We start from the raw sequence: 14,888 nt of genomic DNA on the forward strand, positions 1-14,888 counted from the left end.
CTGGATACCCTGCCGCCAGTGTAAAAGGGCCCAGGCGGGGACGCCCCCAAGGACATCCCCGCCTGAGCGGTGCCGCCGGTTTCAGCGGCGTTGCGGCAGGTGCCGCAGCCTATTTGTAAAGGCCTTCGCCGCCAACCTTGACGTTGGTGGGCAGGTAACCGAGCGGGCCGAGGCCGTTCTGGCCGAAGCTGCGGTCAACCTGGGTCACGCCGTTCTTGAAGTTGATCTTGACGGTCGGGGACAGCGAGCCGCCGCGAACACCGTTGACGTTGTCGATGAAGGACTGCACCAGGCCGCCCGGCTGCACGTAGTGCGAGTAGGCCTGGAACTGCCGGCCGTTCTGCTGGCCCGAGATGGTCCCGCTCGGGTTGTTGGCCGGCAGGTTCAGGTCGGTGGGGGAACCGAGGGCCAGGCCGCTGTTGTTCACCGGCTGGTAGTCGGAACGGACGCCGTCGCCCACGAAGCCGTAGACGCCGTCGGGGCCGCGCATGCCGGCCGCGTACGTGAACTGGTGGCTGATCGTGTACAGGTAGTACTTGTTCTTGCCGTTCTCGTTCTGGATGAAGATCTGCGGGCGCTCAGTCTGGTCGTTCACGCAGTTGGCGGAGAGGATGGGCGGCAGGAAGGACCATTTGGTCAGGTCCTTGTTGTCTGCCACGGCCAGGCCCACGTTGGCGGTCTGGTAGTGGGCGCCGCTGTTCTGGACGTCGGTGACATTCTCGGCCTGGGGGTCGCCGGGCCGGTAGCCCAGGTCTTCGCCCTTGCACTGGTAGTCGCCGCGGTTTCCGGCGGTGTTGCCCTCGAAGACCATAAAGGTCTTGCCCGGGTGGGCGGGATCGGCGAAGGTGTACGGGTCGCGGAAAGCGAAGCCGGGGTTCTGCGCCTTTGTCTGGTACATCTTTCCGTCCGGCTCCAGCAGCTTGGTGTGCTCGAAGCCGTCGAACGTGACGCCGTTCTGGTCGGCGTGGATGTTGCCCAGCGCCTTGGCAATTGCCGCGTCCGGTGCGATGCCGCCGCCGCCCGCATTGCGCTGAGCCACGTCATGGAAGGTGGTGGCGGTGTAGAACACGTTCACGTGGTTGCCCTGCATCAGGCGGGTGGAGCCGGACCACTCGGTGTTGCCGATGGAGGTGTTGTCCAGGAACAGGTGTCCGCCGTAGTTCCACTTGTCCTTTGCCGGATCGGCGTCGGTCTTGCGGAAGAAGTAGCCGATGCGGGCGTTCCAGTGGCGCTGGTCAAAGCCGTAGCCGGCGTGGCGGTCGGCCACCAGGGAGAAGATGACGTCCCAGCCCTTGTAGCTGATCTGGTTGGCGTTCTCGTCCGTCAGGGACCAGGTGTCCCAGACCCAGACGTCGTCATTCATGGCGGGGAAATCCTCGGGGATCTCCGGCATGGAGACGTCCGGGCTCATGGAGTTCTGGCCGGGGGCGACGCTCGGGTCGCTCTGCGCCATGATCTGCTTGGCATCCGCGCGGGTCCACTTTGAGGTGAAGTCCGACGCCGGATCGAAAGCCTGCTGCGTGTGTTCCGTGGGGAGTGCGAAGCCCGGGGTGGGGGCCGGCAGCTGCTGGCTGGCCGGCGGATCCGCCGGCTCGTTGGCCTGCGCGGAGGGAACGGCCAGGAAGGCCGAGGCCGCCACGGCCATTGCCAGTGCTGCGGCGGCAGGACGCCACCGCAGCAACCGGGGGGTTTGGGGGTGCTTGTGCATTTTTGCTCTTCTCGCGGAGTTGAAACTGTTCGTGGAAGACGGGCTGGTGCCCAGGTCCTCGAACTCCGGCGGTCCCAACAACACTTCAGGCGTCATCGGGGACGCCGTTGTATCGAGGGGAACGGGGTTGGGTGGTCCCCGTAGAAGAGGCCCAGTACGCGGTGCGTTCCCGGGCCGGTCTCCACGCTAGGCAGCCTTGCCGGTGCATTTCAAAACGTGTTGCGGGGGCAGTTTTCTTCGTGGGGCACCCGTTGCGCAAGCGCTTACACATTCCAAGGCGCGCGCGTGCCACAACGGTTTGGCGGGAGTCAAATGTTTCAAATGTCAGTCAAATTTTTTTCTATGGTCTTTGAGGCGGAGTGCTCGGGCTCTGTGGGATGTGGCCAACAGCACTGGGGTTCAGCGGCTGGCTGCGCAAAAACACTGGCGGGAAATGCGTCCCGCCGTGGGAGGCGGTGCGGCGAACTGGGCCAACAGGAGCTTGTTCGCAGATCCCAACCATCAAGGCGGGGTTTTGCGAACAAGCCTAGGAACTTCGCGGGCCCGACCAGGAAATGGGGCCAGCCGGACACCGCGTTAAAGAAGAAAAGCACCAGTTCCGAAGAACTGATGCTTCCCAGTGGTGGCTCCGACCGGCGTCGATCCGGTGACCTTTCGATTTTCAGTCGAACGCTCTACCAACTGAGCTACAGAGCCTAGGTGACTAGTCACCATGAGAGCCGGAATTGCTTCCAACAATCAGAGCGACCCTGACGGGACTTGAACCCGCGACCTCCGCCGTGACAGGGCGGCGCGCTAACCAACTGCGCTACAGGGCCTTGCGTTTCTTGCTTCACAGTATCTCTACTGCTTTTTTTCAAGGCTTCCAGCCTACCAGACATTTTTTGTCTGTTTGACCAGTTCCTTGCGTACCCCCAACGGGATTCGAACCCGTGCCGCCGCCGTGAAAGGGCGGTGTCCTAGGCCGCTAGACGATGGGGGCCAGAACCCGTTCGGAACAAAATAAAAGGCGTAAAGCTTGGCTTTGCGTCTTTGTCCTTTGCGTTTCTCCGAACTGGACTCTAAAACTATAGGGCCTACTCAGGAATAATCCAAAATCGGCTATTTCAAGCCCCAAAGACGGGGAAGAACAGGTGAAGATGGACTGATGGATGCCGTTGCAGCACTCAACGAGATCGCCTTCTGGCTGGAGCGCGGCCGCGCTGCCACCTTCAAGGTGCAGGCCTTCCGGAAAGCCGCGGCGGTGATCGCCCCGCTGGCGCCGGAGGAAGTGGCGGTGCGCACCCGGACCGGCCGGCTGAAATCCATGAAAGGCATCGGTGACCGGACGTACCAGGTCATCCAACAGGCGGTGGCCGGCGAAGTCCCCGACTACCTGGCGGACCTCCGGGAAAGAGGCGCCCAACCGCTGGCTTCGGGCGGCTCCGACCTCCGGGCGGCGCTGCGGGGTGACCTTCACAGCCACAGTGAATGGTCCGACGGCGGCTCCCCCATTGAGCTGATGCTGGCGGCCGCCGGGGTGCTGGGGCGGGAATACCTGGCACTGACCGACCACTCCCCCAACCTCACCATCGCGAACGGGCTTTCGGCCGAACGCCTCCTCCAGCAACTGGACGTGGTGGAGGACATCAACGCTGGAACACATCCAAGCCTGGACGGTCAGCCGGACCACAAAGCGCAACTGCTGACCGGCATCGAGGTGGACATCCTCGAGTCCGGTGAGCTGGACCAGGATCGGGAACTGCTGGACCGCCTGGACATCGTGGTGGCGAGCGTCCATTCCAAGCTTCGCGCCGATTCGAAGACGATGACCCGGCGCATGCTGGGCGGGATCATGGACCCGCACACAAACGTTCTGGGCCACTGCACCGGCCGCCTGGTGGAGGGCTCACGGGGAACGCGCCCGCCGTCGGACTTCGATGCCCAGGAGGTGTTCGCCGCATGCGCCGAACACAACGTGGCCGTGGAGATCAACTCCCGGCCCGAGCGCCAGGACCCGCCGGACGCGCTGATCCAGCTGGCGCTGGACGCGGGTTGCCTGTTCTCGATCGACAGTGACGCCCACGCGCCGGGCCAGCTGGATTTCCTGCAGTACGGCGCCGAGCGGGCCGAACGCAACGGTGTCCCCGCTGAACGGATCATCACCACCTGGCCGGTGGAGCGGCTGCTGGAATGGGCCGCCGCAAAATAGCCCCTACTTGGCCGCGTCCGCGAGTTTCTGCCGGAAGTCCGCCTTGGTGGTGAGGGTCAGCTTTTCCCCGTTCAGGAAGAAGGTGGGTGTCCCGCTCACTCCCAGGGCCTTGCCGTCCTCGATGTCCGCCAGGATGCGCTCCTCCGTCTGCGGATCCGCGACGACAGCGTCGAATTTCGCCAGGTCCAGCCCGAGCTGCCCGGCATAGGTGCGGAAGAGCGGCGCCTGGGACTGCTGGCTGCCGGCCCACTGGGACTGGGTCTCGAACAGTTTGTTGGCCATCTCCTGGTACTGCCCCTGCTGGGCTGCGGCCTCTGCAGCCAGGGCAGCCTGCCCCGAGTTCGGGTGGGCGGCCAAGGGGAAATTGCGGTGGACGAACGTGATCCTGTCCCCGAACTCGGCCTGGAATTCCTGCACCACGGGGTGGATGGAGCCGCAGGAGGGACATTCGAAGTCGAGGAATTCCACCAGTTGCGCCTTCTCCACCGCCGGGCTGGTCAAGCGGTGGCTGTCTTCCCGCACGAGTTGTTCGGCACCCGCAGCAGGCGGCGCTGGTTGCTCGGATTTCCCCAGGGTCAGCACGGCGTACCAGGCCACCCCGGCCACCACCAAAGCGGCAAGGACCAGCCAGATGATTTTCCGGACCAGGCGTGCGGTATCACTGGGAGGAGCAAGGTTTGAGACCATAACCGGCATCCTAACCGGCTCGGTCATCCCCAACGGCCCAACTTTGGCGAATCTTTGGCAGGAACTTGGCTAGACGTGGCCGATTTCCGCCAGCCTGCCGTCCCTGTCCCCGGCTACATTGGCAGCATGCCATCAACCACCGCCGCCAGCACAAGCGGCATCCCGCCTCTTTCGTCCCGGATCAAAGCCCTCGGAGTCGCGGCCATGGTCACCACGGTGGTGCTGTGGGCGTCCGCCTTTGTGGGCATCCGGGCCATTGGCCCGCACTTCTCCCCCGGCTCCCTGACGCTCGGCAGGCTGGCGGTTGCCGCCGTCGTGCTGTCCCTGCTTGTCCTGCCCCAGCTGCTGAAGAGCCGCCTCCTGCCCAAGGGACGCGAGTGGTGGCCCATCCTCGCCTACGGCGCCATGTGGTTCGGCGGCTATAACGTGGCGCTCAACGCAGCGGAGCACGTGCTGGATGCCGGCACGAGCGCCCTGCTCATCAACGTCAACCCCATCCTGGTGGCCGTTATGGCCGGAATAGTCCTCAAGGAAGGTTTCCCCCGCTGGCTCATCATCGGGAGCCTGGTTGCCTTTGCCGGGGTGGCGCTGATCGCCGTAAGTTCCGGCCAGCCGTCCCAGCCCGGGGAAAGTCCGACGGCGGATGTTGCGGGTGTGCTGCTCTGCCTCCTTGCCGCCGTGCTCGCCGCAGTCAGCGTCATCATCCAGAAGCCTGTGCTGCGCAAGTTTCCGGCCGCCCAGGCCACCTGGTTCGGTATCCTGGTGGGGGCTCTATGCTGCCTGCCGTTTACCGGCCAGCTGGTTTCTGAGATACAGGCCGCACCGCCGGAAGCGACGCTGGGACTGCTCTACCTCGGCGTTTTTCCGACGGCGATCGCCTTCACCACCTGGGCCTACGCGCTCTCCCTGATCGATGCCGGCAAGCTCGCCGCCACCACCTACCTGGTGCCCGGCACCACGATCCTGATTTCCTGGCTCCTCCTGGGTGAGAGCCCCACCGCACTCGCACTGGTGGGCGGCCTGATCTGCCTGGCGGGCGTGGGACTGACCCGGCGCAGGTCCCGGACGGTGATCCGCCATGACGCTCCGGCCGGTGCTGCCGGGCAAGCTCCGGGGCAAGTTGCAGGACCGGTTGCTCCGGGATCAGGTCCGGGGCAAGTTGCAGGACGGGCTGCTGCGGGAACAGACGCCAAGCGGAGCGCTTCCCGCTAGAGTCGGAGTATGCCAGCCAGCCTGCCGCCGGGCCTGCCCATCGTTCCCGAAGGTCCCAGCGAGCCCCTGCACGCCAGCGGTCCGGCCCACTTCTCCCAGCCGCAGGCGTTCAGCATGTCCGCGGACGAGTTCGAGGCTGCCGTCCAGGACGCGCTGGACAGCATCCCCGCCAAGCTGGCGCAAGCGATGGACAACGTGGCGGTGTTTATTGAGGACGACTATGTGCCCCGGCCCGGGGAGGACCCGGACACGGTCCTGCTGGGGCTTTACGAGGGTGTGCCGCTGACCGAACGGGACTCGTGGTGGGACGCGGGTTCGCTGCCGGACCGCATCACGATTTTCCGCGAACCCATCCTGGAAATCTGCGGGTCGCGAGAGGCCGTGATCCACGAAGTGGCGGTCACGGTGGTCCACGAGATCGCCCACCACTTCGGGATAAACGACGACCGTCTGCACGAACTCGGCTGGGGCTAGCCTTGAAGGCATGGGACACAACCACAGCCACACGCATGGCGTCACCGCAACAGGCCGGCACCGCAACCGGCTGGTGGCCGTCCTCGCCATCACGCTGGCCGTGGTGCTCGTCCAGGTGGTGGGTGCCGCCCTCTCGGGGTCGCTGTCACTGCTTGCTGATGCCGGGCACATGCTCTCGGACGCTGCCGGGGTGACCATCGCGCTGCTCGCCGCCTGGATTGCCGGCCAGCCCGCGAGCGACCAGCGGACCTACGGGTACCAGCGTGCTGAAGTACTCGCCGCCCTGGCCAACGCCCTGATCCTGATCGTGATCTCCGTGGTGATCTTCACTGAAGCCATCCGGCGGATCGGGGCAGCACCCGAAGTCCAGACGGACATCATGCTTTTCGCCGCCATCCTGGGTGCCGCCGCGAACCTGGTGTCGCTGCTGATCCTGCGGGGCGGGCACCAGGAAAGCCTCAATGTCCGCGGCGCCTACCTCGAAGTCCTGGGCGACCTGCTGGGCTCCTTCGCCGTGATCGCCGCTGCCGTGGTGATTATGGCCACCGGGTTCCAGGCCGCGGATACGATCGCCTCCGTGCTGATCGCCGTGCTGATCCTCCCCCGCGCCTGGACCTTGCTGCGCGATGTTGTGGACGTGCTGCTGGAAGCCAGCCCTAAGGGCGTGGAAGTCCAAATGATCCGCGAACACATCCTTTCCGTCGAGGGCGTCTCGGACGTGCACGATATCCACATCTGGACCATCACGTCCGGCGTCCCCGTCTTTTCCGCACACGTGGTGGTGGAGGACGGTGTGCTGACCGCCCGGGGCGCGGACCAGTTGCTGGACAAGCTGGTCACCTGCCTGGGCTCGCACTTTGATACGGACCACTGCACCTTCCAGCTTGAACCGGCCACCCACTCTGAACACGAAGCGCACCAACACGCGTAGACCGCCTTTTTTGCGTCCCGTTCCGCCATTGCAACCTCCGGGCGCCTCCGGGGCAGCGACCCGTCTTCGCGACACGCCGCGCCCACATGCAGCACGCCATGCCTTCTTGCAGTTACTGTTACTGAGGTGACCAGTGTTGCCAAAGTGCAGCCAGTCACGTAGCCTCGGACTGCTGGGGAGCAGGCCAGGGGCACAGCCCTGCCGCGGTCAGGACCTCCCGGCCCTACCGTTTCGAGGTTTCAACAGATGGTTTCGACTGGATCCGGCCGCAAGGCTGCCCTCCTGACTGCCGCCGTCGTACTGGTCACGGCACTGGCAACACCGGCTGCGGCGGTTTCCGCGCCGCTGTCCCCGGCCGTTGCCGTTCCGGCCGCTCCGGAAATACCTTCGCCGGAGGACATTGCCGCGGCGAAGGCCAACGAGGCCGCCACAGCGGACCAGGTGGCCACCATTGAGCGCATCCTGGAGACCGCGGCAACGGCCCAGCAGGCGGTTTTCGCTGCCGCCATGCAGGCCAACAACGCCTACAGCGAGGCACTGGTGGAGCTGGAGCAGCGGTCATCGGCGACAGCAGTTGCGTCAGCGAAAGCTGCAACTGCCAGGGAGCAGCAGGACAAAACCAGGAAACAGGTGGGACAGCTCGCGGGAGACCTCTACCGCAACGGCGGGCTGAACCCCTCCCTGGGCACTTTCGTCAGCGGCAACGGGGAAACCCTTCAGCAGGCTGCAACCCTCCAAGCTATTTCGGCCAGCCGGAGCCGGACGTTCGAGGCCGCCGATGCCGCCGCCCAATCATCAATCTCGCTGACCGCGGCGGCGGAGGATGCCACCAGCGCGGCCGACGACGCGGCGCGTACAGCCGAAGCACGGAAAGCCCGGGCCGAGGAGGCCAACGCAGCCGCTGCCAAAACTGTGTCGGATGCCAAGGCCCAGCGGGCCGTCCTGGTGGACCAGCTGGCCGAGCTCCGAAACACCACGGTGGCGCTCGAATCCGCGCGCGTGGATGCACTCGACCGGCAACGGGAGGAAGCCCGGCTCGCGGCGGCTTTTGCAGCTGCAGAGCGGACTGCCCGGGAGCAGCCAGCCGCCCCTGCTGACATTCCCGCCGCGGCAGCGCCTGCCCCTGCAGCTCCCGCTCCGGCTGCGGCCGCTCCTGCCCCGGTTCCCGCACCCGCGGCGCCCGCACCGGCTGCCCCAGCCGCGCCAGCGCCCGTTCCGGCTCCCGCGCCAGCACCCGCTCCAGCCGCCCCCGCGCCTGCTCCTGCACCTGCCCCCGCGCCTGCTCCTACCCCTGCCCCCTCAACCGGCAGCGGAACCTACGAGGCCGCCATTTCGGTAGCCCTCAGCAAGGTGGGCGCACCCTACTATTACCAATACGGCGGCACCGGGCCCTACGGCTTCGACTGTTCGGGCCTGGTGCAGGCATCCTTTGCTGCGGCCGGAAAGTACCTCCCGCGCACTGCCGGCCAGCAGTATGCCGCCGCACCGGTCCACGTTCCCATCTCACAGGCCCGGCGGGGTGACCTGCTGGTCTGGGGATCGCCGTCGAACTTCTACCACGTTGCCATTTACCTCGGTAACGGCCAGGTGGTGCAGGCACTCAACCCGCAGGAAGGAATTGGAGTGACGCCGCTGAACGCGATGGCCGGCATGGAGCTTTATGGCTACGCGGCCCGCTACTGACCCTGCCCCTACTGAACCTGCCCGCCATCGGGACAGGCGGGCTGAACGTCAGCTCAGGACGTCCTTGGTGACAAACCGCCCGTAAGCGAGCGCTCCGAACACGGCCACGTAGCCTCCCTGAAGCCACGCGTTGTCCGCGAACGAATCCCACAGCACAGGCTGGCGGAGCAGGTCCCCGAATCCCAGCCAGTAGTGGCTGAAAAGCCACGGATGCAGCCACTCCAGCTGCGGCAGCTGGTCAAGGACCTGGGACACCACAGAGACCACCACTGTGGCGGCCATCGCACCCACTGGGACCACCGTGAGCGTGGACAGGAACAGGCCCACGGCGGAAAGCCCGGCCAGGGACACGGCCAGGTACGCGGCGATCAGCAGGATGCGCAGCGCCGCTTCCGGAGGCTCTATGACGTCTCCGGACAGCAGCGTCACGGGGCCGACCGGGAAAAGCGCCGCCCCGATCGCTGCTCCGGCCAGTCCTACCGTGAGGGGCGCGGCGAGGCAGAAGGCCAGCGCCGCCGCGTACTTCACCAGGAGCAGCCGTACCCGGCCCGTCGGGGCAACCAGCAGGTACCTCAGCGTTCCCAGGTTGGCTTCCCCCGCGATGGTGTCCCCTGCAACCACTCCCACCGTGAGTGGCAGGAACAAGGGAACGGACACCAGCATGGCGGTGAAGGCGACGAACAGGCCGTTCTGCGTGATGCGGTCCAGGAATGCCGGCCCCCGTCCGGCAGGAACCGCCGAAGAGATCCGGACGGCAACCGCAATCAGCACCGGGATCGCGGCGAGCGCCAGCAGCAGCGCCCAGGTGCGCCGGCGCCCGAACAGCACCCGGAGTTCCGAGCGCAGGAGGGAAAGTCCTGCTCCGCGCGGCCTCGCTGCCACCGCCGTCGGCCTGGCTAATCCGGCGCTCTCCGAATGTGCGCTACTGGGCAACGTCAAACCCCTCCCCCGTCAAGGCGACAAACCTGTCCTCAAGGCTTTCACGTTCCACAGCGAACCCGCGGACCCGGACGCCGGCCTGCACGAGGGCGGCCACAATGTCCTCCGGGGCGGTGTTTCCCTGGCGTGTGTCCAGCGCCGCCGTCAGCACCTGGCCCTCCGGCTGCCCTGCTGTTTCCTCCGGCACCAGCCCCAACCGGGCAAGGCCTGCCAATGCCGCCCCGCCATCAGGCGTGACAAGGCGGATGCGGGACGTGCCGGAACGCCGCAGCTCCGCCAGCGGACCCTGGGCCACCAGCCGGCCGGCGCTCATCACGGCCGCGTGGGTACAAATCTGTTCCACCTCGGCCAGCAGGTGGCTGGACACAAAAACGGTGGTTCCGTCCGCCGCGAGGGAACGGACCAGGTTGCGCACCTCCCGGGTCCCTTGCGGGTCCAGCCCGTTGGTGGGCTCGTCCAGGACCAGCAGTTCGCGGGGCGAGAGCAGCGCGTTGGCGATGCCCAACCGCTGCTTCATGCCGAGGGAATACGCGTGAACCCGCTTGCCTGCGGCGTGCCCCAGCCCCACCCGTTCCAGCGCCTGATTCACCCGTGCCTTCCGGGTGGCGGGGGCTGCATGCCTGGTGGCGGCGTCGAGGCGGTGCAGGTTCGCGGTGCCGGAGAGGAACGGATAAAAGGCCGGGCCCTCCACCAGTGCGCCCACCTGCGGAAGGACTTCCTGGAACCGGCCCGGCATGTCCATCCCGAGCAGCCTGACACTTCCGGCGGAAGCCGCGGCGAGGCCCAGCAGCATCCGGATGGTGGTGGTCTTGCCCGAGCCGTTGGGGCCCAGGAAACCAAAGACCGCGCCCTGCGGCACCGCAAGGTCCAGTCCGTCCACGGCCAGCTGCTGCCCGAACCGCTTGGTCAGCCCCTGCGTCTGGATGGACAGCCCGGACGTCCAGGATCCGGAGTCCTGCGCAGCGGCCGTCACGGAGCCGTGGAAGCGGCTTGCAGCCTCTCCGGCGGGACCATGCCCGCGAAGATACGGCCGTCGTCGGTGAGCAGGACGTTGAAGAGTGCGGTGGAAATCAGCCGGCCGCCAGGGACGGCGGCAGCAGCCTGGGCCAGCAGCGGGTTGCGGGTCAGCAGGGCGCTGAGGCCAGAGCCGGCGCCTCTTTCCGCAGGGATTTCCACTACCGTCTCCCAGCCGGAGCCGGACTGGTAGCGCCGGGCGTTGTCCTGGGCGTTTCCGGCCGGGCCGTCAGGAGTGATGTACGTTCCCGGTGTTTCGGGGAACGCTGCACCGGCCGGGTGGTGGAACTGCAGTTCCTTCACGGTGCTGCCCGCCGGCGGGGTGAAGTTGAACAGTGCCGCCTCCGGCGCTTCCAGGGAAAGGCTGGTGAATCCGGCGCTGAAGGCAGGCGCGGCAGCACCGCGTGCAGTGACCTTCACGGAGAGCGGCATGCCGTTCCCGGCGTCGACGGCGACTGCTATCTTTCCCACGAGCGTGCCGTCAGTGCGGGGCTCAAGCACCAGGTTGTACGCGCGGCGGCCGGCAGTTTCAACGTCAGGACCCACAGTTACCGCAGTGGTGCTGTCCGCTGCTGCCAGGAACTTCTCCGCCAGCTCCTCAGGCGTGCGCGGGACCTTCATGTGGTTATGGTGTCCGTCCGCCGGAGGCGTTCCGACGGAGCCCGGGTCAGTCAGGGGCCCGGCCTGGGACGGGTCCGCCAGCGGCAGGTCACGGGCGTGGGCCGGCAGGGTCAGGTGGGCCGCCGAGTTGTCCTTGGACGAGTAGAACCAGACGTCGTTGTCGTGGCGGATGATGTCCCGTTCCGCGAGCCGGTCCACCACCTGGATGCGCGCCTTGGCGGTGCCGTCCATAAACACCCGTGCGGTGTGCCCGCCGCTGAGGAACTCCATCAAGGAGGCCACGCCGTCAGGTGATGCCGGGCCGGAAGCAGGCGGCGTTGCGGGCAGTTCCGGCAGCCCCAGCTCCGAGACCTGCTCGATGGTGCCCGAGAAAGTGTGCGTTTTGTGCGAGGCGAGGAGGGCCATGACTTCGGCCGGGGTCTTCGCAGGCAGGGGGTCGCCGGCCCGCGCTGGGATGGTTCCTGCCAGCGCTCCGGCAGCGATCATCGCAGGTACCGCCACCGCGGGAACCCAGCGCAGCCACGGGCTGCCCATGGCGTGCCTCAGGCCGCGGTCCCTGGCCCTGTTGCTGGCCAATTCGTTGGTCCCGTGGCTTGTCCGGTTGCTGATACTCCGGTTCATCGCCGGCAGTCTCCGTTGTTGGAGCCCATAGTCCAAGGGTACGCCTCGCCGGCGCACCCTACACCTGCCCGGGCAAACCCCCAAGGGGCTGCGCGGGCAGCACCGTTCCCGCACCGCCGTCGACCGTTATGTGTTGTCCCGTGGTCAGCCGGAGCGTGGCTTCAGGAACCCCCACCACGGCCGGGATGCCGTACTCCCTTGCCACGACGGCACCGTGGGAATTCGGCCCGCCCATCTCCATCACCAGGCCGCCGGCAGTAAGGAACAACGGCGTCCAGCCGGGATCGGTGGACGGCGCCACCAGAATCTCCCCGGGTTCGAGATGGGCTCCGACGGGATCCAGGATGACCCGCGCCGGAGCTGTGACGGACCCGGCTGAGGCGGGGCTGCCGGTCAGGGCCCCATCCGCCGCCGCAGCACCGCGTGAGGACAGCACCTCCGGCTCGGTGCCGTCCGAGAGCAGGACCCTGGGAATGTGGCGCCTGCCTAGTTCACTGGAATACGCGGCCCGCCGCTCCACCACCAGTTCGCGCAGGTTGCGGTGCCGGCCGGCCCCGTCCCCACTGGTGCCGTTTAGCGCGTTCCGGAGCACATCAAAGTCGAGGAAGAAGACGTCGTCGCCGCTCTCGAGCCGGCCGTCGGCGGCCAGTGCGGCACCTACGAGCGCAAGTTGTTTCCGCACTTCAGCAAGTCCCAGGACCAGCTGGTACTTGGGCAGTTCCCGCAAACCGGCGAACAACCTGGTGCGTTGCAGTGCGGTGCGCACCAGCAGGGCCCGCACCCTGCCGCGCCTGCGGGCCTCGGCTACAAGCCGGTCCACAGCCGCTTCTGCCTCCGCTTCGGCCCGGCTGAACTGCGCGTCCGGGGCCATGGCGGGATCGGCCAGGCGGAGGTAGTTGGCCAGGACGCCCAGGATATACGCGGGTTCGTCCTGCCACCGCGGCATCCCCACATCAATCTCGGCGACGGCACGGTGACCGTACCGCTCCAGGAACCGGGTCAGGCCGGCATGCAGCACGGGAGGCAGACTGCCGCCGCTGAAGTCCGCGGCAAGCAGGGACGGCGCGCGCGTCTCGAGGGCCTCGCGCGATTCCCTGTCGTCCTTCATGGCCGACGCCAGGCGCCACAAATCGAGGTCCATCTCAGTGGTCACATTCTGCGGCAGGCCCCGGAGCACTTTCTGCAGCTCTTCCCCGCGGCCCGGGCCGCCCAGCAGCTTTCCCACCGCCCACAGCGACGCAAAGGCCAGGGCCGGCAAGGGCAGGATGGCCGGAACAATCGCAAAAAGCCGGCTGCCAAGAAGCCGCTCGGCGTGGTCCAGCCGTTCAACGGGGCCCGCTCCTGCCCCCAGCTCCAGGTTGTCCGCGAACTGCCGGGTGAAACGGTCGAGGCGGCGGAGCGCCGACCTGGGCATCAACACCCCGCGGAGCAGCGTTTCCGGAGCCCTGGTGCGCACCGCGGCGGGCAGGACATGGCGCAGCAGTCCAAACGGAGTCTTCCGGGTCACCGAAAACCGGGGGTCCGCAAAGATCCGGCGCAGCACCGTGGCGGAGCGGGCCTCCATAACGTCGAACACGCGCGGCAGGATGCGGCGGCCAACGGTACTCCGGACCGGCGTGGTGACGTCGACGTACATGCGCTGCGCCGCCTCGGCATACGGCGAAGGACCGCGGCGGGGGTCAGGGACGTCGAACCCCGCCGCCTTGGCCACGGAGGAACCTATAAGCCGCAGTGACGCCAACCCCATGGGAGTGAGGGGGCGGGTGAGCCCTTGGGCGAGGCTGAAGCACAGATACACCCGGATTCCCCCGGCCGCCGCGGAACGGCTTTCGGGGACCGGGTACATGGTAGTGACGGGCCGGGACTGCGTCAGCCAGAACGCGCCGCCGGCGTCAATGGCCCACTCGGTGTCCTGCGGCGCGCCGAAATGCCGCTCGGCTTGCAGGCCAAGGGCGGCGAGTTCCAGCGCCTGCGCATCGGTCAGGCTGGAAGTGCCCGCCCCGTCCTGGACGGTGCGGGTTTCGGTTCCACCGCCAGGCAGGCTCCGGACGGCCACGCGCTTATCGCCAAACTTCCGGTCGAGGACCCGGTTTGTTGCCGTGTCCACCACGAAGTGGTCCGGGTTGACTGCACCCGACACGACCGCTTCGCCAAGCCCCGGAGCGGCATCGATGACAACCTCCCGGCGCCTTCCGGTCAACGGGTTGGCGGTGAACATCACGCCCGCTGCCGCGGCGTCAACCATCCTTTGGATCACGACGGCGAGGGCTACTTCGTGGGGCTCGATGCCCAGGGCCGCCCGGTAGGCAACAGCCCGGTCGGTCCAAAGGGACGCCCAGCAATCCCGCACTGCCTCCAAAAGCGCTTCGGCCCCAACGACATTCAGGTACGTGTCCTGCTGGCCGGCGAAGCTGGCGAACGGAAGGTCCTCGGCCGTCGCAGAGGACCTTACCGCCACCGGAGTTTTATGCCCCAGCGCGGAGTAGGCCTGTTCCACCGCTGCGGCGATGTGCGGCGGGACCGGTATGCCGCGGATTGCTTCGCGTACCTTGCCGGCACTGGCGGCCAGGGCAGCGGCCTGGTCCGCGCTTCCCTGTGATGTTTTTTGAACGTCCCCAAGCTGCCGGAGGGCACCGTCGCGGATCCCGGCGGTGGCCTCTTTGTAGGCCTTGGTGGTGAGGCAGAACCCGTCAGGCACGGGCAGTCCTGCTGATATCAGTTCACCAAGATTGGCTGCCTTGCCGCCCACCAGCGGAAGCATGCCGCCGTCGAGGTGGCTGAGGCGGACCACCAGAGTGTGGCCATTT

11 protein-coding genes and 3 tRNA genes are annotated in these 14,888 nt (G+C 67.0%); 5 read left to right on the forward strand and 9 right to left on the reverse strand.

Annotated elements, in window-relative coordinates; genetic code table 11:
- Nucleotides 1-109 precede the first annotated feature (109 nt).
- The 4 genes from ARTSIC4J27_RS17795 to ARTSIC4J27_RS17810 all read right to left on the reverse strand — a co-directional run bounded on the left by ARTSIC4J27_RS17795 (nt 110) and on the right by ARTSIC4J27_RS17810 (nt 2,690).
- The gene (locus tag ARTSIC4J27_RS17795; RefSeq protein WP_050056535.1) at nt 110-1,708 is read right to left on the reverse strand and encodes a glycoside hydrolase family 68 protein; all 1,599 of its coding nucleotides are present in this window, start codon (nt 1,706-1,708) and stop codon (nt 110-112) included.
- Between the two features lie 620 nt (nt 1,709-2,328).
- Nucleotides 2,329-2,404: transfer RNA gene (locus tag ARTSIC4J27_RS17800), tRNA-Phe, on the reverse strand.
- 48 nt (nt 2,405-2,452) lie between these two features.
- A tRNA-Asp gene (locus ARTSIC4J27_RS17805) sits at nt 2,453-2,526 on the reverse strand.
- A 91-nt stretch (nt 2,527-2,617) separates the two neighbouring features.
- Nucleotides 2,618-2,690, reverse strand: a tRNA-Glu gene (locus tag ARTSIC4J27_RS17810).
- Nucleotides 2,691-2,855: 165 nt separating this feature from the next.
- Here ARTSIC4J27_RS17810 and ARTSIC4J27_RS17815 point away from each other — a divergent pair.
- Entirely contained in the window at nt 2,856-3,899 is a 1,044-nt protein-coding gene (locus tag ARTSIC4J27_RS17815) for a PHP domain-containing protein (RefSeq protein ID WP_050056536.1), read from the forward strand.
- Between the two features lie 3 nt (nt 3,900-3,902).
- On the opposite strand, the gene ARTSIC4J27_RS17820 is transcribed toward ARTSIC4J27_RS17815, so the two are convergent.
- Nucleotides 3,903-4,586 carry a DsbA family protein gene (locus tag ARTSIC4J27_RS17820; protein ID WP_050056537.1) on the reverse strand — a complete coding sequence of 228 codons (684 nt, stop codon included), beginning with the start codon at nt 4,584-4,586 and terminating at the stop codon, nt 3,903-3,905.
- Nucleotides 4,587-4,712: 126 nt separating this feature from the next.
- On the opposite strand from ARTSIC4J27_RS17820, the gene ARTSIC4J27_RS17825 reads away from it, so the two are divergent.
- From ARTSIC4J27_RS17825 to ARTSIC4J27_RS17840, 4 genes are all read left to right on the forward strand, one after another.
- Nucleotides 4,713-5,798: a DMT family transporter gene (locus ARTSIC4J27_RS17825; RefSeq protein ID WP_083435551.1), complete on the forward strand. Its 1,086-nt coding sequence runs from the start codon at nt 4,713-4,715 to the stop codon at nt 5,796-5,798.
- 9 nt (nt 5,799-5,807) lie between these two features.
- A complete protein-coding gene (locus ARTSIC4J27_RS17830; RefSeq protein WP_050056538.1) occupies nt 5,808-6,272 on the forward strand; it encodes a metallopeptidase family protein in 465 nt (154 codons plus the stop codon).
- Nucleotides 6,273-6,282: 10 nt separating this feature from the next.
- Entirely contained in the window at nt 6,283-7,203 is a 921-nt protein-coding gene (locus ARTSIC4J27_RS17835; RefSeq protein WP_050056539.1) for a cation diffusion facilitator family transporter, read from the forward strand.
- 246 nt (nt 7,204-7,449) lie between these two features.
- A complete protein-coding gene (locus ARTSIC4J27_RS17840) occupies nt 7,450-8,886 on the forward strand; it encodes a C40 family peptidase (protein ID WP_050056540.1) in 1,437 nt (478 codons plus the stop codon).
- Nucleotides 8,887-8,934: 48 nt separating this feature from the next.
- Here the strand turns inward: ARTSIC4J27_RS17840 and ARTSIC4J27_RS17845 are convergent, their stop codons facing one another.
- Genes ARTSIC4J27_RS17845 through ARTSIC4J27_RS17860 form a run of 4 tightly spaced genes read right to left on the reverse strand, consistent with a single transcriptional unit; the run spans nt 8,935 to nt 14,842 of the window.
- A complete protein-coding gene (locus ARTSIC4J27_RS17845; protein ID WP_152683913.1) occupies nt 8,935-9,768 on the reverse strand; it encodes an ABC transporter permease in 834 nt (277 codons plus the stop codon).
- A 40-nt stretch (nt 9,769-9,808) separates the two neighbouring features.
- Nucleotides 9,809-10,798 (reverse strand): ABC transporter ATP-binding protein, encoded by a 990-nt coding sequence (locus tag ARTSIC4J27_RS17850; RefSeq protein WP_083435524.1) that lies wholly within the window; start codon nt 10,796-10,798, stop codon nt 9,809-9,811.
- A complete protein-coding gene (locus ARTSIC4J27_RS17855; RefSeq protein ID WP_327077660.1) occupies nt 10,795-12,081 on the reverse strand; it encodes a hypothetical protein in 1,287 nt (428 codons plus the stop codon). The genes ARTSIC4J27_RS17850 and ARTSIC4J27_RS17855 overlap by 4 nt, the downstream gene beginning before the upstream one ends.
- Before the next feature lie 58 nt (nt 12,082-12,139).
- Nucleotides 12,140-14,842, reverse strand: a complete 2,703-nt coding sequence (locus ARTSIC4J27_RS17860; RefSeq protein WP_235436780.1) for a PEP/pyruvate-binding domain-containing protein — start codon at nt 14,840-14,842, stop codon at nt 12,140-12,142.
- Nucleotides 14,843-14,888 lie beyond the last annotated feature (46 nt).

It is taken from the genome of Pseudarthrobacter siccitolerans (assembly GCF_001046895.1).
Taxonomy (GTDB): domain Bacteria; phylum Actinomycetota; class Actinomycetes; order Actinomycetales; family Micrococcaceae; genus Arthrobacter; species Arthrobacter siccitolerans.